We start from the raw sequence: 25369 nt of genomic DNA, 5'->3' as shown, positions 1-25369 counted from the left end.
GCTGCGTGGTTTCCGGCGCCCCCGTGCACGTCGTGATGAAGCCTGCCGGCACGTCACGCAATGACCTGGGTGTGCGGGCCTCCGGCCCGCGTTGGATAAGTGGGTAAGGGGAACGCATCGGCTGGCGCATCAGCACCCCAGCCACCCCTGCCTGCAAGGGGAATAAAACCCGCCCGTGCAATACGAAGCACTACCGGTAACACACATGGAAGCCCGATCAGGCTACGAAAGAAGAGAATTTGAAAGGTGGACAATTCGGCAGCCAGCTCACGCCCGCCTACTGCCATCGTACTGAATGAGACAAGTGCGCCAGCCATCCAGAACGCTGCGTGCCAGGTAGAAGTGAGACGCTGAAGGAATACCGTATGCATGTGTTTTCTGCACAGTCATTAATTAGGAAATAGGTGATGGTCTGAGGTTCAACCGCTGGAAAGAATACTACTCTATCGCCTCGCCATTCTCCATCTTAGGTGTTTCGGTTAGCTCGCGGTAAAGCTGCACGACCGGATCATCCCGTCTACGTCGCGGATTAATCCCGGTGGCCGAGAGATAGCGCTGGTAGGCCCGCTGCATCTCTGTCGGCAATCCGAGACGTTGCCCGGCGCGCAAAAGCCTGCTTACGACCGCGGCTGCCCTCGGCTCATGCGCCAGGACGCGCTGACAATACTGTAAGCACTGCTGATCGTCACCACCGGCAAATGCCTCTGCTGCTAACCGTTCCCCGGCAATGACTACTTTACTAAGCAACTGTGCACCACGTTCAGTCGCCCAATCCTGCGCTCCGACCACACCTTCCATGTACGGCCCATCGTACAGTTCGAGCACGTACTGGTACAACGAAAGCGCAACGTGGATGCCCTGCTCATGAGCCGTTCTGGTTGCCAGATCGAACGTTCGCTCCAGGATGTCGGCATCGCTCTGGTAGAGATCGGGGTTCAGCGCACAACGTTGCCGGTCGGTGTAGAGGAGATTCGTTGCTAATTCCTCTCCGCAGAGCTGTTGCAGAAGTTGACGCAACGCGGTGAGGGTACGGGCAAAACTGCTCGAGCTGGCTGTACCTCCCCAAATCGCCTCGGCGATCTCGCTCCGTGTTGCTCCCTCGGCGCCACAATGCACCAGGTAGGCAAAGATGCCTTGCACCTTCCTGCCACCGGCCCGACCGCCCTCGCTCTGCCCCCATTCGTCTGCCTTGATCTGCCGACTGTCGATAAAGACCTGAAAGTCGCCCAGGCAACGCACGTAAACGCCGCGAAACGGACGAAGGTCAACCGATAGACCACTGATTTCACCAATCGTGATCAACGCTGTCCGCGCCTGTTCGGCTAGCGCAGGATCATCGAGCAAGCGCCGCAAATAGGTCAGTGCACGTTTACCGTAATGGGTGAGCAGAATTGTCGTCGCATGTTGACGTACCGCGGGATCGCTGTGATTCAGCAAGGGCAGGTAGAGAATGACTGGATGAGACATGCTCTTTACTCACTTACTTCTTCATTATCAGACGCTAACCGACGAACGACATTAATCGAGGGATCAATCCGGAGTTCGCCATGCTCATCAAACTCAACCAACAGGATTTCACGACCTTCACTCATCATACTTGCCCGCACCCGACCAGCGCCGTAGGGGAGGCAGATGATGCGATCACCCGGCTGAAAACGTGTTTCGCCGGTTGATTCACGAAGTGGCCGCGGCGGACGGCCCGGCGCAGGTGACGGAGCATGCCCCCGTCGCTGTCGGAGACGGGCCAGTATCGCTTCGGGATCGGGAAGAGGTTCTGCTGATGGGGTAGAGGATGGTGGCTCTGGTGGGGCTGGGGTTCCCTGACGCTCATGTGAAAGTTGACGGCTATTTGGCCTGCGAGGGCGCTGATAAGGAGCGTGTTGTGGTTCCACCGGGCGTTTATCCGCTGGTGGCTGGTCAGACAGCGGTTCGGGATGCGTAGGCGTCTGTGCCGGTGGTGCAGGTATTGGTACCGGTGGTTCAGCCACACGCACGGTTGTTTCAGGTTGTGCAACACCGGTCGGCGATCCCACCGGTATCGCTACGGCTGCATCAGTTTCACCTCCCAAGATCGCCAGTAGCCAATCCATATCGGTACGTGCCAACACATCACACAACGGATCGCTACGCTGATCAAGAGCTACATCGTAAGCCAGGGGTAAGATCGTTTCGAGCTGCTCGTACAGCCATTCAGCCAGCCCATTTCCATTCGGTTGGGAATCAATGAAATAAAGACGCTGTGTTTCCGGATCGTAAGCAGGCACACAATCCTCCAACCGCGCCAGCGTCGTTAATGCGATGGCCGCTGCACAAGACCAGCCAATCTGTTGACCAATAACCTGGAGAGGGCGTGTAAGATGCACCCACACTGCCAAACTGCGCCACTGCTGCGAGAGTGGTTCTGGTAGCGTGCGCTCTTGCGCCGGATTGCGCCCGATCTGTTCACGGTAGGCATAGGTCTGCTCTTCAATCAAAACTCGGCCCCAGCTCAGCTTCAGCCCGCGTCCTGCACCGGTACGCCGCAATTCACGTTGCGCCCACTCTTCAAGAATCTGCACCTGACAGGAACGAAGGGGAAGCGTGCGTCTTCCATCTTGACCGGTCAACTGTAGAGTTCCCTGATCTTCGTCCAGGCTCACCACTCGTACCCCACCACGTAATGGTGGCAAAGCTGCCATTGGGTGTGCCCAACGGTTGGCAAGTGATGGATCGACCGTTCCGTACTGCTGACCCTGAGCATCGAGCAACCTGAGCGGCTCCATCCCGGCTGCGTGCAATTCGAGTAGAATGTACGGATCGCTCTGCGTAGTGGGTAACCAGACGGGTGGCGTATCAGGCAGACGACAAAGGGAACCTTGGGTGGTGAGCCGGTCCACGATTGGTTCGAGTTGCCACTGCCGAATTTCATCTTCGCGTAGCGGTTGTTCGCTGGCTGCACATACCAGATGTAGCGCGACAACAAACGGATTGATCGTTACTGTCGGCCAGACCGGTGGCCGTAAGAGCGGCCAGGTTGTCAGATCGGTCACCGCCAGCCGCTGTAGAGCTGGTTCTGCCATCCCACGCCCCAGCAGTAAAATCACCAGAGCGGCGCCGCTATTCAGTGCTGCCTGCAAGGTTGCAGCTCCTACATCAGCGCCGGTAACAATGTGAACGTGTGCGGGTAATGGTTGGACACCCACACTGACCCGCTTCTGCGCGAACATCGGGCGCAGGATACCGACTTCAAATGGCGTTGTTAGCAGATGAACGCTGGCGCCAGCGTTGAGGAACGCTTCGGTCAACGTTGCAAGGTCGCGCTGGCGCTCGCCACTGCTCTGCCAGAGTGCCAGTGTTGTCGGCGAACGTGGTAAATCCTCGGCTGCGCTCAGCCGCCATTCACGGCCACTGAGAAGCTGAAGTGCGACTTCTGCGCCTTCAACCTGCGCCAGACTTCCACCTAGCAACAGGGGGTGAGGGGTAAGTCGGGCAGCTCGTAAGAGGATCATCATCAGATGACCGGCTGCCATCCCATAGTATACATGGAGATCAGCGACTGCGATCAACTGTAATTGCTGCCAGAAGAAGCGCCAGGCGCGGTCGTGAAAGCGTAGCAGATGGCTATGCAATTCGGGCAGCGTAGTAATGACCAGCCGTGCGGTCGGCGCCAGCCGCCGTCGGTCGCCAACGGTTGCGGCAATGGTTATCACCGGACGACAATGTTCAACCATTGCCATCGCTTCGCGTTCGTGGAGAAGTGCCTGAGCGGGATCGGAGACAACGAGTAATGCGGTAGCCGACGGTTCATTGCGTAGGAAATCGAGTATCAGCAGATGCAGACTGGCGCGACTCAGCACCCCACTTCCTGTGATCGCAAACGGGGCTCTCCGGCGCAGTGCAGCCAGAGCAATTGATTGAGCCTGGAAGAAAGAAGTACCGATAACGCGCACCCATGCTTCTTGTAATGCCTGATCAACTGCTAGGTGACTGATGCGCACGCCAAGACTCGCCGGAAATGTCTGCAAGGCGATGAGCGGCGACGGTGAGCGGCTAGTATGCGAAGCCAGTTTGCGCAGAATGTCGATCAGGTCATTCATAGCTATGATCATAACACGAGCGTGCGAATACGTGAATGTCTGCGTATTGTATAACGGGGTGTTTCAAGGTTTTCATCTTCAGCAGAGATGAGGAGAAGAGCGAAACGAGCACGGTAGTGTGCGTGGAAGCGCAGCTTTCTGTTCTAGGAACCTGATCAAAAATCCAGATTTCTCATTGGGTACGCACCACACCCATACAACCATCGCGTGAGGGGTTGCCCACATTCTTTCGCGCCAGCCCCATATTCCCCCTTCCTCTCCCCGTGGGGAAGCGGAAAGGAGGCTAGGGGAAGGTGAGGATCGCCAGGCATGCGCCGCAGCACCGGCGCTGAACCCGATGCCACCCGTCTCCATCGCGTCGAAGAGACGCCTGCGTTACCCGCTAGCGTTCCCCTAACCATTCTGGCAATACCATGACCAATCCTTATCAAAAGCCCGAGTTTTTGATTATGCGCTCTCGCTGGTCTGCGGACAGGTCCCTCGTTCATGCGCCGATGATACCCGTTATCACGTTGTAGGAGCAGGTTCTCAATTCGCCTCAGATAGTGTCTGCTTATGATTAGCTGGTCAACCATTGCCACCACAATCGGGTAAATATCCCGCCGAGTTCGCGCATACGCTGCCAGCGGAGTTGCATTTTTCGCCAGGGTGACGCAATCCGGTCTTCGAGCTGATCGAGGTGCAGTGCCAGAATGGTACGAAATAAACGATGCCCGACCGATACGTCCGGCGGCACGTGATTGGCCGCCCATTCCAACAGAGCCGCATGCGCTGCCCGCGCTGCGACCAGTGCTTGTCGCTGGCGTTCACGTGGTGCACGACGGGCCTGCATCACGGCTACTTCCTGGCGGGCGGCAAAGAAGTGCAACAGCAATGCACTGATCGTCCATTCAGCAATGTCGGCGCTGAGCGTTGATCGGTTACAACCCGCAGCATCCTGCGCATTGGTAAGCGGGTGTTCGCTGTTGGTCAGCAGATCGAGCGCGGTATGCAGGATTTCTAACCGCTGCTCGCAGTGCGGTGAAGGTGCGTTATAGCCGTCGAGCACATCACGTGGTGGATGAGCCACTAGATCACGGCGGCGACCATGCTGTTGGCGTTGTAGCTCGGCTGGGGTGATGTCGAGCGCCTGCTGCCAGGCACGTGCAAGAGTCGTGTAGGCGTGATCAAGGATGGATGCTGCTTCAGATGCACGAACGTTCGCATATCGACTGCACAGCGCTGCCGGATCGCTCTGCGGATTCCAGGCAAGAGCGGCGAAGCTGTGTGGGTTTGGTCCTGGCGCCAGCCATGGACGGTCGCCGGTAAGTAAGGTGTAGACACCGGTAAAGCCCCATTCGGCGTAAGCCCGCAGATCGGCGGCAATGATGTTACCCAGGGGTGGCAGTGCCGATTTGAACAGAATGCCATCGAGATAGTATTCAAATGCGCTGATTCCTGACGGAAACGTCTCGCGAATGGCTGCGATGCGTGCAGCCAATGGTCGGTTGATCGGGTGTTCAGGATCACCAATACCGCTAGCGTATGAGCGCATACGGGGTGCAACGAGCGCTTCAACATTGGCGGCTGGTTTGATCTGTTGCGGTGGGAACAGCGTATCGTGGTAGGCAAGAAAACTAATACGGGCGGAAGCGTTGACGGTTGCCAGCTCTTCTGCCATAACATTGACCAGCAATAATGCTTGATCCGCCGGAGATAGCGTTGCGCAACGAGCACAAGAGCACCAGCCGCCGTAGAGTCGATCAACCGGCCAGATGTGGTACATGGCAGCATTTGGTTCGATATTGAAGAAGTTGCCTGCCCATTCGCGCACTAGGGCCTGGGTCGTTGGGTTCGTCGGACACGGATTACCATCGGCTACTCGGCGTTGACCATTAAACCGGAACACGTCCGGTTGGTCTCGCAGACGTTGGGTAGCGAGAGCATCGCTCAGGTGGTGCCCACCGATTTCAAGCTGTAATCCCCGTTCCTTGAGCAACGGCCAGAGTTGGTGCCGTCGTTGTTGCCAAAAGCGTAGCCGACAGGCCCCCAATGGCATTCCGCTATCGCCAATCGTGTGAATGAATATCGTGTTGAGACGCGCCCGTGCTGCCCACTCAATCCATGCTTCAGCCTGCGCTAAGAATATGTCGTGGCCGATGACCAGACCACGACGGGTAAATGCCGGTTGTTCGGCGACGGTTGCATCAGGTAACGGGATGTGTGTGAAGTGTGGGATGTATTCATTCTCGGCGCCCGGTCCAACCCAACACCAGCCCAATGCCTCTAACAAGCTGTAAACTGCATATAGCAAGCCAGTTGGCCCTTCGCCGATCAGAAGTAAACCGTGCTCGTCGACCATGCGGACAAAGCCATCACCTGCTGTACCGTGACGGAGACTAATGCGCTGGGTGTGGGCCTGACCGACGATTGGTAAAGGAGGACCACCCATTCGCTGTACTGCCTGACGTAATTCTTGGGCGGCGAACTGAGCAGTGAGATGTTCGCTTCGTAGCTCGATGACCCAGTTTGCCGAAAGGATATGCTTCATGAATGCTTTACTCGTGGTTTGGTCGCCCGATCGTCCCAATCGTTTGCTTTGCCGTTGCCATTATACTATTGCCACCACTCCAGAAGAGAGGGCGTGAGCCGTAGAAATGGGTGCTCAACCGTACCGATGGCTTGTTGGTAAGACGGTCGCTCGTTTTATCCTTGCACGGCAGGGTGCGGTCTAGAGGCCAGCGTTTCCAGGCTCACGCAGGGGAAGGGATCGCCGTAAGTGCTTGTGTCGTGTTCATTAGCGCATCCGGCACAACTGCAACCTACAGAATTAGTTGCATAGTAGACAAATTCGCCGTAAACCGCTACAATGCACTCAGCCGTCATTTTCTGCTGCGCAGCGTGTGAAGAAACTGATGAAAATGGCGGTGATCGAGGAATTCCTGGTATCATGCCGGTATATCCGGCTACTGACTACCGTTATATCAGGTGAGGAAATCATGCTGCGGTTTGAACACGAGATTCTGTTCACGCCATGTCCAGAACGAATTGCCCGTCTGCGCGAACTTGCGTACAACCTCTGGTGGACGTGGCATCCCGAGGCGCAAGACCTCTACCGTTCGATTGATCCAGAGCTGTGGGAATTGGTTTACCACAATCCGGTCGAGTTTTTGCGTGATGTTCGGCAACGAAAGCTCGAAGCAGCCGCCAATGATCCGGCGTACCTAAAGCGCTACGATGCAGTGCTCAAGAGCTTTGACAGCTACATGAGCGCCAAAAAGACCTGGTTTAGTAAAAACTACCCCGACGCCAAAGATACGCTGATTGCCTATTTCAGCGCCGAGTTTGGTCTCCATGAAAGTCTGCCCATCTATTCGGGTGGTCTCGGCATTCTGTCGGGCGATCACATCAAAGAGGCCAGTGATATGGGTATTCCACTGGTCGGTGTCGGTTTTATCTATCCACAGGGCTACTTCCGCCAGCGTCTGGATCAGAGCGGCTGGCAATTTGCCGAATATAACAAACTTAATTTCGCCGATGTACCGGCGCTTCCGGCCCTTGATCCAGAGGGGCGCGAGGTCGTTGTCGAGGTTGAATTGCCTGGACGGACGATCTACGCGAAAGTGTATAAGTTTCAGGTTGGGCGCAATCAGTTGTTGTTGATGGATACCGACATCCATCCCAACAGTCCGCAGGATCGCGAGCTTTCAGCCCGGCTTTACGGCGGCGATCAGGAGATGCGCATTTCACAGGAACTGGTATTGGGCGTTGGTGGTGTACGAGCGCTACGCCGGCTTGGGTATAAGCCGACGGTCTGGCACATGAATGAAGGCCACTCGGCATTTCTGGTGCTTGAATTGTGCCGTGAATTGGTAGCACAGGGCTATAGTTTTGAAGAGGCGATGGAGCAGGTAAAGGCGCATTGTGTGTTTACCACCCATACGCCGGTTCCTGCCGGTAATGATGCCTTCCCCTTGCCGATGATCGAGAAATTTTTCTGGAGCTTCTGGCCGCAATTAAACCTGACGCGCGATGAGTTCATGAATCTGGCTCTGCAAGAGCAGCATTGGGGGCCAACCTTTGCCATGACTGCGCTGGCGTTGCGGTTTTCGGCCTTCCATAACGGCGTGAGCAAACTTCACGGCCACGTTGCGCGCGGCATGTGGCAATGGCTCTACCCTGGTCGTGCTCAGGACGAAGTGCCTATTACCTCTATTACGAACGGTGTTCATACAGCGACCTGGCTGGCACCAGAGATACGAACCCTCTACAATTCGTACCTTGGGAAGAATTGGGAAGAAAATCTTGATGACCCGCAACTCTGGCGCAAAGTCTACCAGATTCCCGATGAGACGCTCTGGAATACCCGCCAAAAACTTAAACGCGATCTGATCGCCTTCAGTCGGCAACGGCTCCAACAGCATTATATGCGTTTAGGAATTCCGGCGCCGGTCTGGCCGGTGCTCGAAGAGAACATCCTCACGATCGGCTTTGCCCGCCGTTTTGCTACCTACAAGCGGGCCACGTTGCTGTTTAAAGATGTTGAGCGTCTGAAGTACATTCTGAATCGGCCTGGTAAGCCGATCCAGATTATCTTTGCCGGTAAAGCGCATCCCAAAGATGATCCGGGTAAACAGTTCATTCAAGAGGTCTACCGTATGGCAATGCAGCCGGGTCTAGCCGGACGCATCGTGTTTCTCGAAGAGTACGATATTGCGGTCGGACGGGCGCTGGTGCAAGGGGTGGATGTCTGGCTCAACACGCCCCGCCGTCCGTATGAAGCCAGTGGTACCAGTGGCATGAAAGCCAGTCTCAACGGTGCTCCGAACTGTTCGGTGCTCGATGGCTGGTGGCCAGAGGCCTACAACGGGCGAAATGGCTGGGCAGTTGGCGAAGAGCGTGAGTATGCCAATCAGGAAGAACAAGATTGGAATGATGCGCTGTCGCTCTACCATCTGCTCGAACACGAGATTGCGCCACGCTTTTACGATAATCGTGACGCCAACGGTGTGCCGGTCGAGTGGGTGCAGATTTGCAAAGAGGCAATTGCAACCGTTGCTCCCATGTTTAGCACGCGCCGGATGCTGACCGACTATATGCGCGAAATGTATATGCCGGTCGCTGTACAGGGCGCGATTCCGCAGTTGTAGACAGGTTATTGAGCTGACGTGCTGGTGTCGCTATTGTCGGTTCGAGGTGAATGCTATGCAAGAGGTTGATCAACTCAGATCGCCGATAGTTAGTCACCTTCGCGTCAGCCCGCTCGATGTTTATCAACGACTGGTTGATCATTTTGGTCTCCTCTACGGCCCTGCGGCGCGCCAGCCGTGGTGGCCGGTTATCAGTTCTGATCCTCAGCTCGAAATCATTATCGGGGCGGTATTGGTACAACAGACCCGCTGGGAGACGGTTGAAGACGCGCTGGCGCATCTGTACGAGGCCGGGTTGATTGAGTTAGCGGCTCTGGCTAAGGCCGCGCCTGAATTGGTCGCGACCTTGATCTTTCCATGTGCGTTCTATCGGCAGAAAGCCGGTGGTCTGGTTGCGCTTGCCAATGCGATCCGGGAACGTTATGGTGATGTGGCAACGATGCTTCGACGGCCAACGGCTACTCTGCGCGCCGAGTTGCTGACCTTGCCGCGCATTGGGCAAGAGACGGCAGATGTGATTATGCTTTATGCTGGTCAGCATCCCCTGTTCGTTATTGATGCGTATACCCGTCGTATCTTTGGCCGCCTCATGCCGGATCAATTTCCCTGGGAACGGGCTGGTTATCAGCACGTTCAACAGGTTCTTATGGCACAATTGCCCATCGACGCGCAACTGTTTGCCGACTTCCATGCTCAACTCAATGAGTTGGCTGTACGTTACTGTTTGAGCCGGCCACGGTGTGATGGACCGCCGGCGCGGCGGGTCTATTCGCGGCAACCGGGCCGGAATAGCTTCCTCGATCGCCACGATGGCTGTCCCCTGCGCCCGGTGTGCGGCTGGTATCAGCAGCATCGGCAATGAGGGTTGTAGCAGACCGTTTCATGAACCTTGCACCATGACCCTTGCTGCGGTTTGTCGGGGCTGATGCACCTTCTCGCTGCGCATGCGGAAGCCATCTGTTGATCGTATTTGTTTCGTGGTGCGGGTGACCGATCTGCTACAGCGTCTCCTCATACCCTGAATCGGGCCACGCTACGAGTGGTGAAAGACCGAACTCCATCAAGTGCTACCGGTATTTTATCGTGTTTCGTTCTTCATCTTGATATTATGGTTTCATCGCCTTCCCCACTGCATATCTTTTTGGTCTTTTTACGATTAGGATTAACGTCATTTGGTGGGCCGGTGGCTCATTTGGGCTATTTTCGGGCTGAACTGGTTGAGCGGCGACGCTGGATTGATGAAGCGACGTATGCCGATCTGATCGCACTCTGCCAGTTTCTGCCGGGGCCGGCCAGTAGTCAGGTAGGCATTGCTATCGGAACGATGTGCGCAGGCGTAATCGGTGGCCTGGCCGCCTGGCTCGGTTTTACTTTGCCATCAGCACTGCTCATGATCGGATTTGGGTACGGTGTAAGCGTGTTTGGCGATCCGGCCAGTGGCTGGTTGCATGGCCTGAAGGTAGTTGTGGTAGCAGTGGTCGCTCAGGCTGTCTGGCAGATGGCACAACGGCTCACTCCGGATCGATTACGGGCCACTATGGCGATTATTTCCGCCATGATTCTCGTGATCTGGTCAGATACCCTGGTTCAACTGATCGTGATCGGGTGTGGTGGGTTGCTCGGTTGGCGTTTTCTTGCCGACAACGGAAACAAGAACGCTCATATCACATCACCAATCACACCACGCGCCGGTTTGTTCTTTAGTATCCTCTTTGCCTGCTTGCTGATCGGCTCGTTCCTGATGACCATCTTTGCTGTTCATCCAACACTTACCTTGTTAGCAGGCATGGTACGTACCGGTTCGCTGGTATTTGGCGGCGGGCATGTCGTTTTGCCACTCCTTGAACCGGTTGTTGTAGGTTCTGGGGTACTGAGTGGTGAAACGTTTATTGCCGGTTATGGTGCTGCTCAGGCTGTGCCAGGCCCACTGTTGAGTTTTAGCGCGTATATTGGTACCGTGGCGGCTGTACCACCTGGTGGATGGATCGGTGGAATGCTGGCACTTGTCGCAATCTTCCTGCCCTCTTTTTTGCTGGTCTGGGCGGTACTACCCTTTTGGGCTGCACTACGTGCGCGACCAGAAGTTCAGGCCGCGTTGGCTGGTGTTAATGCCGTTGTAGTTGGGATTTTGCTGGCAGCGCTCTACCAGCCGGTGATCACCAGTGCTATTCGTGATCCGGCTGATGTTGCCATCGCGTTAGCTGCGTTTGCAGCCCTGCATCTCTGGCACGTTCCGCCGTGGCTGATCGTCTTCGTCTGTGCGCTTGTCGGGGCAATCAGGGGGTAGGACGACTTCCTTATGTCATACAGCAGCGATATGGTCAATCTGACCAGTGCATAATCGCAGCGACAGCAACCTGATCGACCGGTTGCTGTAGCCGTTCAATGGCCGTCCGTAGTCGTGCGATCTGTTCGGCAGATGGAACGGTGCTGCGCTGGTTGAGCCAGCGATTCAGGGCTTCTACGTAGAGCATTGTCAGATCGGTTGGCCCGCTTGCCAGCGGAATCAATTCGGCAAGTGTCGTTTGGAGACGATTGCGCGCTGCCGCCCAATCAATGACATCGGGCATCATCTGGATCGTATCAAGCAGGTGCAGTGCCTGCGTACATATCGTCTGGCGCTCAGACGGTGTGTCCGCAGGTTGGGGGGGCGCCGTCGTTGGTGGCGGCGATGATGGCGATGCTTTAGGTAGTGTTTCCCCGCAGAGCAGAGCCTGTATCCGCTCGAAACCGGCTTTCAGCAACTGCTCCATCTCGCGGCTGTAGTGTAGCCAGGCCCCGATCTGCATGCCAGCCGGATCGGGAATATCACGGTTACGTCCGGCCAGTTCACCCAGCGAAGCGATGGTTGCCTGCGGGTACCGACTACGCAGCACACGCGCAATACCGCTATCTATCGCGATCAGCACATTTGCCGAAGCGGCTAATTCATCGGTCAGTGAACGGGCCAGGTGATTATCCAGCGATAACCCCAACACAGCCAGTGCATCACGAGCCGTTGATTGCAGTGGTTCATCGTCGTGACCGACAACACCGGCCGAAGCAATATCCCACGTTTGACCGTGCTCTTGTGCCAGGCGCCGTAACAGAGCAACGGCGATTGGCGCCCGCCCGGTATCGGCAGCACCTACGATTAAGACCACCGGTGCCGGAGAAGAATGCTGTTCCTGCATACGTGTTCTGTCGCGATTGTTTTATCTGTATACTGCACGCATTGTACCATAAGGAAGCCTATGCTCATTTGACCGATTGCGCGAGTTGTGGTATTTTGCTGCCGTCCCTGTATCGATGAAGATGAGGGAACTTTATATTCGTACACCTCGTTGTGTACGAGAGTGCTCTCCGCAACAGGACCAGGATCGTCCTGTTTCTTGTCGCACCAATGTGCGACGATGTGATTCCGCGTTGAATGGCGTATGTCCCTGACAGGACAACGCCCGGAGGAACAACTGCATGTCGCTGCATTCGACGTGTCGGCGCAGTGCTCTCTTCGTGCTGGGCTGGCTGATCGCCGGAATGCTTGCGCTGCTTGGGCAACCAACGCCTGTGCTTGCTGCTCCTACCCTCGTCTTACCCACTCCACCAGGCGAACCCTGGCGTATCATTCAAGGCTATGCATGCGGTACCCACAATGGCTGGGATCGCTACTCCCTCGATCTGGCTCAGGTACATGGGCCAACATACAACGCACCGATTCGTGCTGCGGCTGCCGGTACACTCTGGCATTGGGAAGCGCGCAGTGGTACGGTTATTCTGGCCCATGGGAACAATTTCTTTACGATGTATACTCATCTCAGTCGTCCGGTGACGACCGAGCGTGGGTTTCCTTTTGCGGTTGGTGATCTGGTGGGGTATGCCGGTGATCGAGGTTCACCTGGTATTCCTCATCTGCACTTTACGGCGTTCACTGCTGCGAATAATGGCTGGAGCCAGCGACAATCGGTACCGTTGCGGTTTGCCGAAGGCTATGATTTGCCAGAGATAGGCGGCTGCAATCAGCATGGTGGCAAAATATTAACCGCGATGGCCATGCAAGACCCGGTAATCACCTTTACCGGTGAAGGACAACCAGGTGGGTGGTACAACGTTGATCATCAGATTGACTTCAGCGTGGCCTGGGGCGGCGGTGGGTTGAGCCAGGCCTGGGATGCTGAACCCCCTGCCGATGCGCCAATGTTCCCCGCTGCTATCGATGGTTATGCGCGCCTGTCCGATATGGGTGAGGGATGGCATACGCTCTATGTGCGGGCGTGGGGGCCAGATGGTCGTCAGACGCTGGCAAGCTATGGGCCGGTTGGATACGATATTTCACCACCAACGCTCGATGCAGCTCCTGCAGAGCTACGACTGCCACGTTTACAGCCGACCAGTGTGACATGGCCAGCAGCGAGTGATGCCCTGTCCGGGGTGGCCGGTTATCGTATCTATCTCGGGCCAGACCCGGTCGGCGAGAGTGAGTGGTTTGTCACGGAACCAGTATTGATGACGCCGCCGTTAATGCCTGGCGTGTACGTGCTGCGCGTGAAACCGCTAGATAATGCGGGTAATATCGGGACTTGGCAGACCGTTGCGACGGTGATTGTTGAATGACGGTAGCCTGAGCTATTTCGGAGTTGTACCCCGATCTTCGTCTGAAGCTATCTCTCGCTTGCCGCAGAATGAGGCTTGTCCGTCACCGGATTGGGGGATTAGGTGCCAGTCTCTGATCTCCGTTGCGGTAGATGAAACTGTGCTCACTGTTCGCTCCTTCTCTCTGTCGGTAGATCATCGCCTTAGCGCCGCACAGTCACCGGCGTGCCGACCGGCGCCCAATCGTAGAGCCAGGCGGCTGCCTTGAGCGGTAAGTTGATACAGCCGTGGCTCCGGCGCACACCGGTACCGAATTGATTGTGCCAGTACGTTCCGTGCAAGGCTACGCCACCGACAATATACATCGCGTGGGGAACACGTGGCACGACCCAGCATTCACCACCAGCGCAGCCACGCATGGTCTGTTCGCGCACCTTAGCGTAAATGCTGAAGTGTCCTATCGGCGTGTTAAACCCGTCGCGTCCGGTGGAGACGGGGGCGTCAAAGATGATCCGGTCACCTTCAAGGGCATAGAGCCACTGGTCACTGAGATCGACAATGATCTGCTTACCGGTATGGTCGGTCGGTGGTAGTGGTTTGGGTGTCACAGGCTTGCTCACGGGTGTGGAGGTTGGTACAGTGGTAGGTGGTGCTGTAGCCGATGGAGACGGAGCGGCAGGGAGTGTGATTTGTGGTTGACCGTTGGCATCGACCGGAATCGCATTGTCTGCCGGAACTGGTCTCAGATCGACGCCACGCAAGCGGGCCAGATCACGTCCCAGATTACCGATCTGGATGGAAGGGGTTGAATTCGTTGTCCGTGGATCAATTTCTAGCCTGGCCCGTTCAAAATATTGAACGTATCGCAGTGTACCCCCAACGTATTCCCAACGTGGTTCGCTGATCGGCAGGCCAAAGACATCAACGGCGCCGTGGGTCTCCCAGAAGGTAAGAAATGGTGCCCCAAGGGTATAGCCGGTTTCGGCAAACCAGCGCCGATCAGGTGACTCGCGTGCGGTTTTCGTGGGTAGGGGAAACGATTTCCCTAGCGCAGCAACATACTCTGCGCCGACACGTCCGCGTAAAATGGCATTGTTATAGGCTGGATGGAGTTCAAGGCGACCCCGCTCAAAATACTGGACAATCAGATCACCGTCGCGAAAAGGTGAGCTGATGGGTTGACCAAGTGTCAACGCTCCATCACCTGACATCCAGGCCGTCAGAAACCCATACGTGTCATCGAGGCGCTGACCGGTCGCAATAAAGTAGAGCGCATTGCTTTGGGCCTGCAATGGCATTGCTGCGAGCGCCAGCACAATGCCTGTCACCCAGCCGAGGAATCGGATCATCGCTTTACTCCACTCAAGGCGTGAGTCTTGCTTTCATTATACCGTTCACCAGTCCTGTGTAAATAACGAACACCCCTCCACGGTAGTGGAGGGGTGCTTCCGATGGGTGAATATCAAGTCTTACACCAGAGCAGGACTCTCTTCAACCTTTTCCTGATCGATCTCACGTTGCGAGCGTAAGCGCAACTGATCCTCAAACGTATCGACGATCACCGTATCACCGTCGCGGAACTGACCAGAGAGCAACCCTTCGGCCAGCGGGTCTTCGATCAGGTTCGTAATAACTCGTCGCAAGGGGCGTGCACCGAAGGCCGGATCGTAGCCGCGGCGAGCGAGCAATTCGAGTGCGTCGGGCTGCACCACCAACTTGATCTGATGCTCGTCAAGTTGCGTCTGGACGCGCTTGAGCATCAACTGCGTAATCGACTGAATCTCCTCCGTTGTGAGCGGATGGAAGATAATAGTGGCGTCGATCCGGTTAAGGAACTCTGGCCGGAAGAGCATTCTGAGCGACTCCTCCACCTTGCGCCGCATATCGTTCTGGTCAATTTCAGCGGCATTGCCGCCGAACCCGATCCGTGACGCACGGCGGATGTGCTCGGTACCGACATTGCTGGTCATAATGATTATTGTGTTGCGGAAATCAACCCGTCGCCCTTTGCCATCGGTCAGGTGACCATCTTCGAGCACCTGGAGGAGCAGATTAAATGCATCGGGATGGGCCTTCTCGATCTCATCGAACAGCACCACACTGTAGGGCTTGCGGCGCACTGCGTCGGTCAGTTGCCCACCCTCGCCATAGCCAATGTAGCCTGGCGGAGAACCAACCAGTCGCGAGGTAGTATGGCGCTCCTGGAACTCCGACATATCAATCTTGATCAGTGCCTCTTCGGTACCGAACATAAACTCGGCCAGCGCCTTCGCCAGCTCTGTCTTCCCAACACCGGTAGGACCGAGGAAGATGAAGCTCCCAATTGGACGCTTCGGATCCTTCAACCCGGCACGTGCACGGCGTACCGCCTTCGAGATAGTTACAATAGCCTCGTGTTGACCGACAATGCGGCTGTGGAGGAATTCCTCCATCTGCATCAGCCGTTGAGTTTCATTACCGGTCAGCCGAGTCACGGGTACGCCCGTCCACATCCCGACAACCTCAGCAATATCGTCTTCGGTTACGTATGGTCGCTCGTAACGTTCATTGCTGCGAGTTCCCAACTCGGCTTCAATTTCCTGGATGCGCATCAGCATCCGCTCTTCACGCTCTTTCAGATCGTTCGCCAGTTCAAACTGTTGATCCTCAAGCGCTGCTTCACGTTCTTTCCGTAGCGCTTCCAGACCGCGTAAGGCATCACGCAGTCGTGGTGGGGTAGCTGAGCGATACATCCGAACCCGTGAAGCCGCCTCGTCGATCAAGTCAATCGCCTTATCAGGTAGTTGCCGGTCGGGAACATAGCGTGCCGATAGCACAGCCGCCGCTCGAATGGCCTCATCGCTGATCTGCAACTGATGGAAGTCTTCGTAGCGCGACTTGATACCGCGCAATATCTGAATCGTATCTTCAATCGATGGTTCTTCAACCATCACCGGCTGGAAGCGGCGTTCCAGTGCGGCATCACGCTCGATATACTTGCGGTACTCATCAAGCGTTGTCGCCCCAATCGTTTGTAACTCACCGCGCGACAGAGCCGGTTTGAGAATATTAGCCGCGTCGAGCGTCCCCTCTGCGCCACCGGCGCCGATAATTGTGTGGAACTCATCAATGAAGAGGATGCAGCGCGACTCTTTGATCTCGTCGATCACCCGCTTCAGCCGTTCTTCAAACTGACCACGATACTTAGTACCGGCAACCAGTGCGCCCATATCGAGCGTCACCACGCGCTTGCCCTTGATACTATCGGGCACATCACCCTGCACAATCCGCTGTGCCAGACCCTCGACAATCGCCGTCTTACCCACGCCAGGTTCACCGATCAGCGCCGGGTTATTCTTGGTGCGGCGCGAGAGAATCTGAATAACGCGCTCGATTTCATGTTGACGACCGATAATCGGATCGAGACGACCTTGCTCGGCCATTTCAGTCAGGTCGGTCCCAAGCGCATCAAGATAGGGTGTTTTCGACTGGCGTTGGGTTGTTGTTGGGCCAGGCGCTGCCCGCGTCTCACCGGTTGCGCTAGTTGTACCGTGACGGAGCACGCGCATCACTTGATTGCGAACCTGTTCAAGTGACACGCCCAGAATATCGAGGACACCGGTCGCAACACCTTCGCCGTTGCGTACCAGGCCCAGCAGCAGATGTTCGGTGCCGATATAGTGGTGGTTGAGGCGATTCGCTTCTTCGATAGCGTATTTAATGACCTTTTGCGCACGAGCGGTCAACTCCTGGTCGGTTACCATGGTGCTGTCACCAGACCCAACAATAAACTCAACCGCACTGCGCGCCTGTGGGAGCTTTACCCCTAGCTCGTCGAGCACGCGAGCTGCGATACCTTCGCTCTCGCGGATCAGACCGAGCAGAATATGCTCGGTACCGATGTATGGATGGTTAAATGCACGTGCCTCTTCGGCTGCCAATTGTAGGACTTGCTTGGCACGTTTGGTAAATTTGCTGTACAGGTCAGACATACGATTCTCCACTCGTTCACTTGGAGGAAACGACTACATATTGCTCAACAAACCGGGGATAGTATATATCCATACGATACGCTGACCGTCTACGAGCGCCATCGTAGGCGATCAGGAACCACCACTAGTCATCCTCCTCCGCTTTTTCGCTACTTTCGGTCGGCTCGTGGTGGAGTCGGAGACTCAATCCGATGCGTTTACGGGCCGGATCAATCCGAATGATCCGCGCCTGCACCACTTGACCTTCACTCAATACCTCGCGTGGGTGTTGAATCCGCTCGTCACCAATTTCAGAAATATGGATCAGTCCCTCTACCCCATCTTCGATGCGGGCGAAGGCGCCGAATGATGCCAGTTGGGTGATCGTTCCTTCAACAATCTGACCTAACTGGTACCGTTCGGCCACTTTCGTCCATGGTTCGCTCTGCGTGCGTTTAATGGAAAGTGCGATCCGCTTGCGTTCGTGATCAATGCTAAGGATCGAGACTTTTACTTTATCCCCAACCTTCAAGAGATCGCCGGGATGTTTGACCCGCGACCACGAGATCTCCGACAAATGGACTAACCCATCGGCGCCACCAATATCGACGAAGACGCCGAAATCGCAGATCGATGAGACAACCCCTTCGCGAACATCGCCTTCGCGAAGTGAATTGAGCAGCTCGTCTTTTTTGCTCTCGCGTGTTTCGGCCAGCGCCTGACGCTCAGAGAGAATGAGACGGTTGCGATTGCGATTAATCTCGATAACTTTCAGTGGCAGTTCCACATTCACCAGCCGTGCCATCTCAGATTGCTTTTGCGCCTCTGAGCTACGACTGATGCTCGACACCTGTGATGCCGGAACAAAGCCACGTACACCGTCGAGATCGACAAGCAAACCACCCTTATTATAGTTCTTGACACGAGCGTAGATAATCTCACCCCGTTCGTAGCGCTCTTGCAGTACACGCCAGCTCTTTTCCTGGCGAGCTTTATCAATCGAGAGAATAGCCCGCCCCTCCTTATCTTCTGACTGTACTACAAAGACCAGAATAGGATCACCCACTTTAAGGGCCGCACGCTCTTCTTCACTGAGCGTTTGCATCTCGCGGCTTGGGATCACTCCTTCGGCCTTAGCGCCAATATCGACCAGGATTTCATCGCGATCAATACGCATGATCCGCCCATCAACCGTGTCGCCGTGTTTGAGATTACGATAGGCGTGCGTGGGATCACGCATGATAACTTCCATCAGCGCCTGATCGCCACGGTCGAGCAGGTCGTTCAGATCGGGTTTGTGTATGCCTTTGTTTTCGTTTTGGTTGACATGATTAAGCTCTTCCATGAGAAATCCCTGCGCAGAAGCAGCAGCGCGCTATTCGACGGGGCTTGGTCGGAGCGATTCGTAAAGATATTATACGTCGGGCTGATGTAAAACGCAAGGTTTCAGGATACTGTGTTGGGAGTTTTCAGAGTTTTTAAGGACGGCTGGCGCCCTCACCTACCCCCCAGCCCCCTTCCTCTCCCCTTGTGGGAGAGGAAGGGGGAGGTGGTTCATCTCTTTCTGCCCGGCGTGCCCGCGAGGGGTGAGGAAAGGGGGAGATTGCAGTTAGGCTCTTATTCAACACGCTGGTGTGCAAAGATGTCGCTCACAGCCAGGGTGTAACCACGGTTCATAGTAGATGAACGAACTGCGGTAAGAGGGAGCTGGCCGGTACTTCGGAGATGAAAATAGACCTCTTCATTACAGGTGATCATACCGGGGAGGGTTTGGTGGGTCAGGATTGAAGCCTGGTCAAGAACTTCCCCACTGATGTGGAGGCCGATGATCGGAACCAGACCAACGCGCCCGATCCCACTGCACAGTGTAAATGGTGGGAGTGGCAGACCACTGGTATGAGCGGTGGCAACTGTCGCATCAACGAGGGCTATCGCACGCTGGATCGGATCGGGGTCGGGGTGCAGAGCACCGAAGATGAGTAAAAGATGGTCACCACGCCAATCGATCAAGGCTTGCTGATAACCGATCTGCTCTTTGATCAGGGCAATGCGAGCACGGGCTTCATCGAGCGGGTCCATCATCGTCAGTCGGCCAATGCCTAGCACAGCTATTCGGGTGACAGTACCAGCAAGCGGTGGGTTGATGGCTAGGGGGTTGAGCTGACGGAGGGCCGGTTGGGTAAGCTGAAGACGTTGCAGGTGTTGTTCGGTACGCCATTGTTGGAAGAAGCGATTGAGCGTATAACAAAACTCGCCCCAGATGCCTACCCCCACTTCTAATTTGACATTGAATGGGTTATCACGAAGATGATCGACAAGTATGCGCATCGAGCGTAAGAGTCGGTAGCGTTCGCTAAACAGGATCAGGATGCAACCTGCCATCAGCACTATGGTAAGGGCAAGATCGACAAACATGCTGACCACGGCGAGTACGCTTAATCCGACGATGAGCCATCCGGTTCGATCAGAAACAATCCAACGCATAGGTACGCCTCGCAGACGCCATTCTTCATTGGCGTTCGCAGCGTACCATGCGGATTGAAATATGTATATCGCACGTAGATTACAGATTGGCGAATCTGTGCTTAGGGTGTGTATCGTACTATCTCAGCCGTATGGCGTGTGATCAGTCCATCGGCTACCAGCATATCGAGGTGGGCAATGGTTTCGGCAATCGCAAAGCGTGCCTCATGAGGAGTAAATCGCTCGACATCGAAAACCTGTTGCGCTACCGCAAATGCTGTCTCGGCTCCGTTCTGAACAGCATGTAACATCGCGGCCAGCCGTTCCTGGTGGTGTTGCTGTAGTTCAGTGATGCGTGTTTTCCAGTCGGTGATCGGTTTGCCATGACCGGAGAGAGCCAGTGTAACACTCAGCGTAGATAGTTCGGCCAGCGAAGCCAGATACTTGCGTAAAGGGTCTGGTTCACTTTCTGGCCAGACACCGATGTGGGGTGAAATTTTGAGCAGTACCTGATCACCGACCAGCGCCAGTTGTTCATCTGGTGCGTAGAAGATCAGTTGGCCGTCGCTATGACCGGGAGCGTGGATGGCAATGAAAGATCGCCCTCCCAGTGTCAGACGACTCCCCGGCGGTAACGGAGTTAACGGTGGATGTGGTCGAGTGGCGGCACGGAGTGTTGCGATGGCGCCAACAACTTGTTTAACCAGATCGGATGGCATACCGTGACGGAGAAAATGGTGTAAACTGGGATCGTCATGATCGGCACGGCGGATCCACACTTCCTCGGCCAACTCGATTTCACGCGGGGAAAGGAAGACCGTGGCGCCAGAATGCTGGTACAACCAGCCGGCCATCCCGAAGTGATCGGGGTGAAAATGAGTTAGAACGATGGTATGAATATGCTGTGGGTTGATGTTCAATGCTGCGAGACCCTCTTGCCAGGTGGCTTCGGCAGCCGGTGTGTGTAACCCAGTATCAACGACAGTCCATCCCTGTTCATCACGGAGCAGGTAGACGTTCACATGGTTGAGAGCAAAGGGTAATGGAAGGCGTAGGAGATAGAGGTTTGGTACTATTTCGGTGAGCATAATTCAGTCCTGTGCATGACGCAGCGCGTCGGTGATGTCCTATCTGCATTATAATACGACGAGCACCAGACAAGGCGATATTTGACGTATGGAAAATCTTGATTCATCCGAAACTCCTCAACCATCAACCTGGCGATTGCCGGTCATTATCGGCAGTATCGTTATTCTGGCCGGTCTACTGGCCTTCGTAGTTACCAGTACCAGTAGCCGATCAGCATCAGCAGTTACGCCAACCAGTGTCCCGACAGTTGAAGCTGCTGCCGGACACGGTGATCTGACCAATAGTCCACCCGCACCAACCATTTCTGTCAACGAGGCATATCAGCGCTGGCAGGCTGGGCAGGTTATTTTTGTCGATATGCGATCCGGTGAAGCGTATCGGGCCGCGCATCTGCCAGGTGCACTGAGTCTGGCAACGCCTGAACTCAATCAACGACTGGCAGCACTGCCAGCAGACAGCTTGATCGTTACTTACGGTGATGCCAATCAACCAACTGCCGGGCAGCGGGGTGCGCAGATCTTTCGTGATCTTGGTTACGGATCGGTGGCAGAGCTTGACGGCGGTATTGAAGCATGGCAGGCCGCTAACCTGCCGGTGGAGCGACCATGATCGATTTACATATTCACACTAACGCCACTCCCCATCACGCAACCTGGACGCCAGTAGCGCTGGCGGCGGCAGCGGCTGCTCGTGGTCTGACCATGATCGCTGTGACCGATCACAATACGACGGCGAATGTGATCACGACCGTGATGGTAGGTATGCACTACGGTGTACGAGTTATCAGTGGGGTTGAAATCGATAGTGCTTTCAATGGTAAGTTATGGCATACATTGGTCTATGCAATTGATCCAGAATCGCCCCTGATCCTTGATCTTTGTGCAGAAGTCGTGCAGCGCAATGCGGCTGATGCGGCTCAGTTACGACGTGATCTGGTCGCAGCCGGTTTTGTCTTACCCGGCCTTAGCGACCGTGATCGACCGCCGACGGTAGCCGATGTTGCGTCGGTGCTGGCTCGCCATAACCAATTACCCGGTCGGGTGTCTGGTGAAGGAGACGAAGATGCCGGGATGCGCTTTATTCTGACCCACTTCGCTGCTGCATATCGTCCGCTGAGTATCGGCGAGATTATCGGTGTGGCGCATGATTTGGGTGGCCTGGCCGTGCTGGCCCATCCAGGACGAGAAAAAGGAATCTATGCAATTCCGGCGAGTGATGAGGATATAGCGGCGATGGCTGCCATTGGTCTGGACGGTATTGAGGTCTACTATCCAACCCATGATGCGGCCACCCGTGAACGATTGCTGGCCGCTGCAAAGCGTCATCATCTGCTCATTTCTGGCGGCAGCGATTCCCATCATCCGCATCAAGACCTGGCAACCTGGTCGGCAGCAGATTTGACCATCGTCTCGCGCCTGTGAGGTGATACCACGTATGAGTAAACACAACGCTCATCTGAACTGGCGGGCTGCGTATGCTCGTATCCCAGCATGGCATCGTAGTGAAATTGAGCATCTGGTTGCAGCTTACGGTTCACCTCGCTATCGTCATATTCACCTCGATGACGGTCGCTTCGATCCGCTGACGAAAACTGATCGGGTTGGTGAAGTGGGGATGGTCATCCGACGTCCCGACGGAACACTGATCACAGCACGCAAGACGTATTACCCGCCTGGCGTTTTTCGTCTGCTGACCGGCGGGATCGGTCATAGCGAGCGTATCATAGAAGCACTAAACCGCGAAGTGCTCGAAGAGACTAGTCTCACGGTGCGGATCAATCGATTTTTGAGCATGATCACCTACCAGCTCGATACCCCAGCACCTCGTTTCTTCGTCAGCTATGTCTTCTTGCTCGATGAATTAGCCGGTACCCTTCAAGCTGCCGATCCAGCCGAACAGGTTGCCGAATTTCGGTCAGTCTTGCCAACTGAATTACCGCTGCTAGCAGCTCAACTGCGTCAATTAGCTGATCAATCCGATGCAGCCATCAATGGCAAATGGTCAAGTTGGGGCCGGTTTCGGGCAGTTATGCACGAAGAATGTGCTGCGGCGCTGATCGTATAGCATTCGTATAGCATGCGATGGCAATATCGCTGTTGCGTGCAGGGTTGTCATTTCGCCGCCAACGGAACATTTCCCCTCATGTGGCCGGCTGGTGTGTGCCTCGGTAGGGCTGTTCGGCGTTCTCAGTTTCGGGTTCTTCACGATGACCGAACGGTTCAACAACGTTGCGACACCGACGAACATCACCCATCCGCTGCTGCTAGCCCGCGTCCTGTAGTGGCAGCGGGAGAATCTGCGTCCGTCTCAGGAGAACGCCATGCGGGCGGGTTGAAAACCTACCCCTACCATCCGCTGACGAGCGTGATCGGCGAGATAACGGGGTGTCTTCAATCATTTACTGCGTCCAGGTGCATTTTGCCAGTGCTGAGAAGAGCGCCTATCCGCATCCCCTCGTGTCAAGGCGCGACGGATGCCTCCTAACGATGGATAGAACCCGATAGTCGACCAGGAGAGACACGACGGCGCTGTGCCCATACGACACCCCCGGCGCCAGTGTACGACGGAATGCCTCCCAGCGGTTGCCAGACAGCACCTACAGTACTGCTGGCATTCGTCTTAACCAATCAACCAGCGCTATTGCTTTAGTAGACCCAATTCCACGACGAACGGTCGGCGTTCTTTTTCACCACCAAGGCTATCGTTGTGCAGCCAATCAGACGTTTGTCGCAATAGTTCGTGATAAGCGGTTAGCAATGGGGCCAACACTAGTTGGTTCAGGCGGTTGTGACCGATAGGGCTTTTCAAAGGTTTTCACCCTACCAAGTAGAGGTGTGGCGAGAAGGGAGAGGAAAGAGAAATGAGAGTAGCAGAGGTGTTCCTCACTTCTCTCCAGTACGCGCAGCGGTGCTCGGCTTCCCATTCCGACAGTGGTCTCACCACGCCACGCTTCGCTCGTCGATTGTATCGTCAGCGTATGGGAGGGGCGGGTTCTCGACCCGCCTGCCGCACTGCCGTCTCCGGGAACACCGGACGGTCACCCCACGGAAGGGGCAGATGCTCAACCTGCCTGCCGTCCCCAGCATTCCTGCCCGACACAGGCCAGCGATGTGACAGAAAAGAGGCTTGACATTCCTCTCAGTACTCGCTATACTCGAAAGCGTTCCGTAGGGGCGCTTCGCAATTCACGCGAGGCTGAGAGGGACCCTTGCACCTGATCCGGGTAATACCGGCGTAGGAAATCGGAACGGATATGAACATGATCCCCCGATATCGCTGATTTCCCCTCTCTGTCTATGCTTCCTGCGGGCAAGCATTCCGTTCGTCATGCGCAGGGAGAACTACAATGCGTTTCACCGAAACACTTTGGGAGTCGATTACCGACATCTACCAGGCAATCATTCAACACCCCTTCAATGAAGAGTTAGCCCAGGGCACACTGCCACGCGAGAAATTTGCCTTCTACATGCAGCAAGATGCGCTCTACCTGGCCGATTTTGCGCGAGCGCTGGCAACCATGGCCGGACGGGCGCCCGACGAAGCCGCGATCATTCAGTTTGTCCGCTTCGCCGAAGGGGTAGCAGTCGTCGAACGCGCCCTGCATCACACCTACTTCCGGGAATTTGGCATTGAATCACCGACCCGACAACCGTCGCCAGCCTGCTTTGCGTATACCAATTTCTTGCTAGCCACTGCCGCCTGTCGTAGTTATGAAGAAGGAATGGCGGCGCTTCTGCCCTGTTTCTGGATCTACCGAGAAGTCGGTCACAATATCTACCATCGTGCAGCGCCGAACAATCCATATCAGAAATGGATCGACACCTACGCCGGTCAAGAATTTGATGAGGTGGTCAAACAGGCGATTGCGCTGACCGACAGCGTCGCCGAACACACTTCAGCTATCTTGCAACAGCGGATGCGTGAGGCTTTTATCTATTCCTCCCGGCTAGAGTGGATGTTCTGGGACAGTGCGTATCGGCTGGAACGGTGGCTTCCGTAGCATCTTTTCTGCGATGTTCGGCGGTGTAAGGCGACGACGGGCGGCCCTCACCCCCAGCCCCTCTCCCGCGCTGCGGGAGAGGGGTGTTCCTCA

Annotated in this window: 19 protein-coding genes and 1 riboswitch; of the genes, 8 read left to right on the top strand and 11 right to left on the bottom strand. The window is 55.6% G+C overall.

Annotated elements, in window-relative coordinates:
* Positions 1-53: 53 nt before the first annotated feature.
* The 4 genes from JE47_RS22180 to JE47_RS0113065 all read right to left on the bottom strand — a co-directional run bounded on the left by JE47_RS22180 (position 54) and on the right by JE47_RS0113065 (position 6606).
* Positions 54-371, bottom strand: coding sequence for a hypothetical protein (locus JE47_RS22180; protein WP_031460197.1), 318 nt, complete (start codon positions 369-371; stop codon positions 54-56).
* Positions 372-438: 67 nt separating this feature from the next.
* Entirely contained in the window at positions 439-1467 is a 1029-nt protein-coding gene (locus tag JE47_RS0113080; RefSeq protein ID WP_031460196.1) for an AfsR/SARP family transcriptional regulator, read from the bottom strand.
* 5 nt (positions 1468-1472) lie between these two features.
* Positions 1473-4076 (bottom strand): helicase, encoded by a 2604-nt coding sequence (locus JE47_RS0113075; RefSeq protein ID WP_031460195.1) that lies wholly within the window; start codon positions 4074-4076, stop codon positions 1473-1475.
* Positions 4077-4635: 559 nt separating this feature from the next.
* Complete coding sequence (locus JE47_RS0113065) at positions 4636-6606, bottom strand: DUF4838 domain-containing protein (RefSeq protein WP_031460194.1); 1971 nt, start codon at positions 6604-6606, stop codon at positions 4636-4638.
* A 448-nt stretch (positions 6607-7054) separates the two neighbouring features.
* Between JE47_RS0113065 and glgP the strand changes: the two genes are divergently transcribed.
* The 3 genes from glgP to chrA all read left to right on the top strand — a co-directional run bounded on the left by glgP (position 7055) and on the right by chrA (position 11492).
* Positions 7055-9205 carry an alpha-glucan family phosphorylase gene (glgP, locus tag JE47_RS0113060; protein WP_031460193.1) on the top strand — a complete coding sequence of 717 codons (2151 nt, stop codon included), beginning with the start codon at positions 7055-7057 and terminating at the stop codon, positions 9203-9205.
* A 55-nt stretch (positions 9206-9260) separates the two neighbouring features.
* Positions 9261-10067 carry an endonuclease III domain-containing protein gene (locus JE47_RS0113055; RefSeq protein WP_051871152.1) on the top strand — a complete coding sequence of 269 codons (807 nt, stop codon included), beginning with the start codon at positions 9261-9263 and terminating at the stop codon, positions 10065-10067.
* 246 nt (positions 10068-10313) lie between these two features.
* The gene (gene chrA, locus JE47_RS0113050; RefSeq protein WP_035419461.1) at positions 10314-11492 is read left to right on the top strand and encodes a chromate efflux transporter; all 1179 of its coding nucleotides are present in this window, start codon (positions 10314-10316) and stop codon (positions 11490-11492) included.
* Positions 11493-11526: 34 nt separating this feature from the next.
* Here chrA and JE47_RS0113045 read toward each other — a convergent pair whose 3' ends face one another.
* On the bottom strand, positions 11527-12378 hold the full coding sequence (locus JE47_RS0113045) for an arsenate-mycothiol transferase ArsC (protein WP_031460190.1): 852 nt from the start codon (positions 12376-12378) through the stop codon (positions 11527-11529).
* A 280-nt stretch (positions 12379-12658) separates the two neighbouring features.
* Here JE47_RS0113045 and JE47_RS0113040 point away from each other — a divergent pair, with 280 nt between their 5' ends.
* Positions 12659-13795: a M23 family metallopeptidase gene (locus tag JE47_RS0113040; RefSeq protein ID WP_031460189.1), complete on the top strand. Its 1137-nt coding sequence runs from the start codon at positions 12659-12661 to the stop codon at positions 13793-13795.
* Positions 13796-13977: 182 nt separating this feature from the next.
* On the opposite strand, the gene JE47_RS0113035 is transcribed toward JE47_RS0113040, so the two are convergent.
* From JE47_RS0113035 to JE47_RS0113015, 5 genes are all read right to left on the bottom strand, one after another.
* On the bottom strand, positions 13978-15123 hold the full coding sequence (locus tag JE47_RS0113035; protein ID WP_236631235.1) for a L,D-transpeptidase: 1146 nt from the start codon (positions 15121-15123) through the stop codon (positions 13978-13980).
* A 120-nt stretch (positions 15124-15243) separates the two neighbouring features.
* Complete coding sequence (locus tag JE47_RS0113030; protein WP_031460187.1) at positions 15244-17745, bottom strand: ATP-dependent Clp protease ATP-binding subunit; 2502 nt, start codon at positions 17743-17745, stop codon at positions 15244-15246.
* Positions 17746-17869: 124 nt separating this feature from the next.
* On the bottom strand, positions 17870-19069 hold the full coding sequence (gene rpsA / locus JE47_RS0113025) for a 30S ribosomal protein S1 (RefSeq protein WP_031460186.1): 1200 nt from the start codon (positions 19067-19069) through the stop codon (positions 17870-17872).
* Between the two features lie 272 nt (positions 19070-19341).
* Positions 19342-20208, bottom strand: coding sequence for a DUF3329 domain-containing protein (locus JE47_RS0113020; RefSeq protein WP_031460185.1), 867 nt, complete (start codon positions 20206-20208; stop codon positions 19342-19344).
* A 101-nt stretch (positions 20209-20309) separates the two neighbouring features.
* Positions 20310-21275, bottom strand: coding sequence for an MBL fold metallo-hydrolase (locus JE47_RS0113015; protein ID WP_031460184.1), 966 nt, complete (start codon positions 21273-21275; stop codon positions 20310-20312).
* A gap of 88 nt (positions 21276-21363) precedes the next feature.
* Here JE47_RS0113015 and JE47_RS0113010 point away from each other — a divergent pair, with 88 nt between their 5' ends.
* Genes JE47_RS0113010 through JE47_RS0113000 form a run of 3 tightly spaced genes read left to right on the top strand, consistent with a single transcriptional unit; the run spans position 21364 to position 23340 of the window.
* Positions 21364-21885 (top strand): rhodanese-like domain-containing protein, encoded by a 522-nt coding sequence (locus JE47_RS0113010; RefSeq protein ID WP_031460183.1) that lies wholly within the window; start codon positions 21364-21366, stop codon positions 21883-21885.
* Positions 21882-22697, top strand: coding sequence for a PHP domain-containing protein (locus tag JE47_RS0113005; RefSeq protein ID WP_031460182.1), 816 nt, complete (start codon positions 21882-21884; stop codon positions 22695-22697). The genes JE47_RS0113010 and JE47_RS0113005 overlap by 4 nt, the downstream gene beginning before the upstream one ends.
* 13 nt (positions 22698-22710) lie before the next feature.
* A complete protein-coding gene (locus JE47_RS0113000) occupies positions 22711-23340 on the top strand; it encodes an NUDIX hydrolase (RefSeq protein ID WP_031460181.1) in 630 nt (209 codons plus the stop codon).
* 573 nt (positions 23341-23913) lie between these two features.
* Here the strand turns inward: JE47_RS0113000 and JE47_RS21810 are convergent.
* Positions 23914-24084, bottom strand: coding sequence for a hypothetical protein (locus tag JE47_RS21810; protein ID WP_160173287.1), 171 nt, complete (start codon positions 24082-24084; stop codon positions 23914-23916).
* Positions 24085-24435: 351 nt separating this feature from the next.
* A riboswitch (TPP riboswitch) is annotated at positions 24436-24535 on the top strand.
* An 87-nt stretch (positions 24536-24622) separates the two neighbouring features.
* On the opposite strand from JE47_RS21810, the gene tenA reads away from it, so the two are divergent.
* Complete coding sequence (gene tenA / locus JE47_RS0112990) at positions 24623-25276, top strand: thiaminase II (RefSeq protein ID WP_031460180.1); 654 nt, start codon at positions 24623-24625, stop codon at positions 25274-25276.
* The last annotated feature ends 93 nt before the right edge of the window (positions 25277-25369 follow it).

The organism is Chloroflexus sp. MS-G (assembly GCF_000735195.1).
Taxonomy (GTDB): Bacteria; Chloroflexota; Chloroflexia; order Chloroflexales; family Chloroflexaceae; genus Chloroflexus.
Note: the sequence above shows the minus strand (reverse complement) of the source record. Positions and strands in the feature narration are given on the sequence as shown.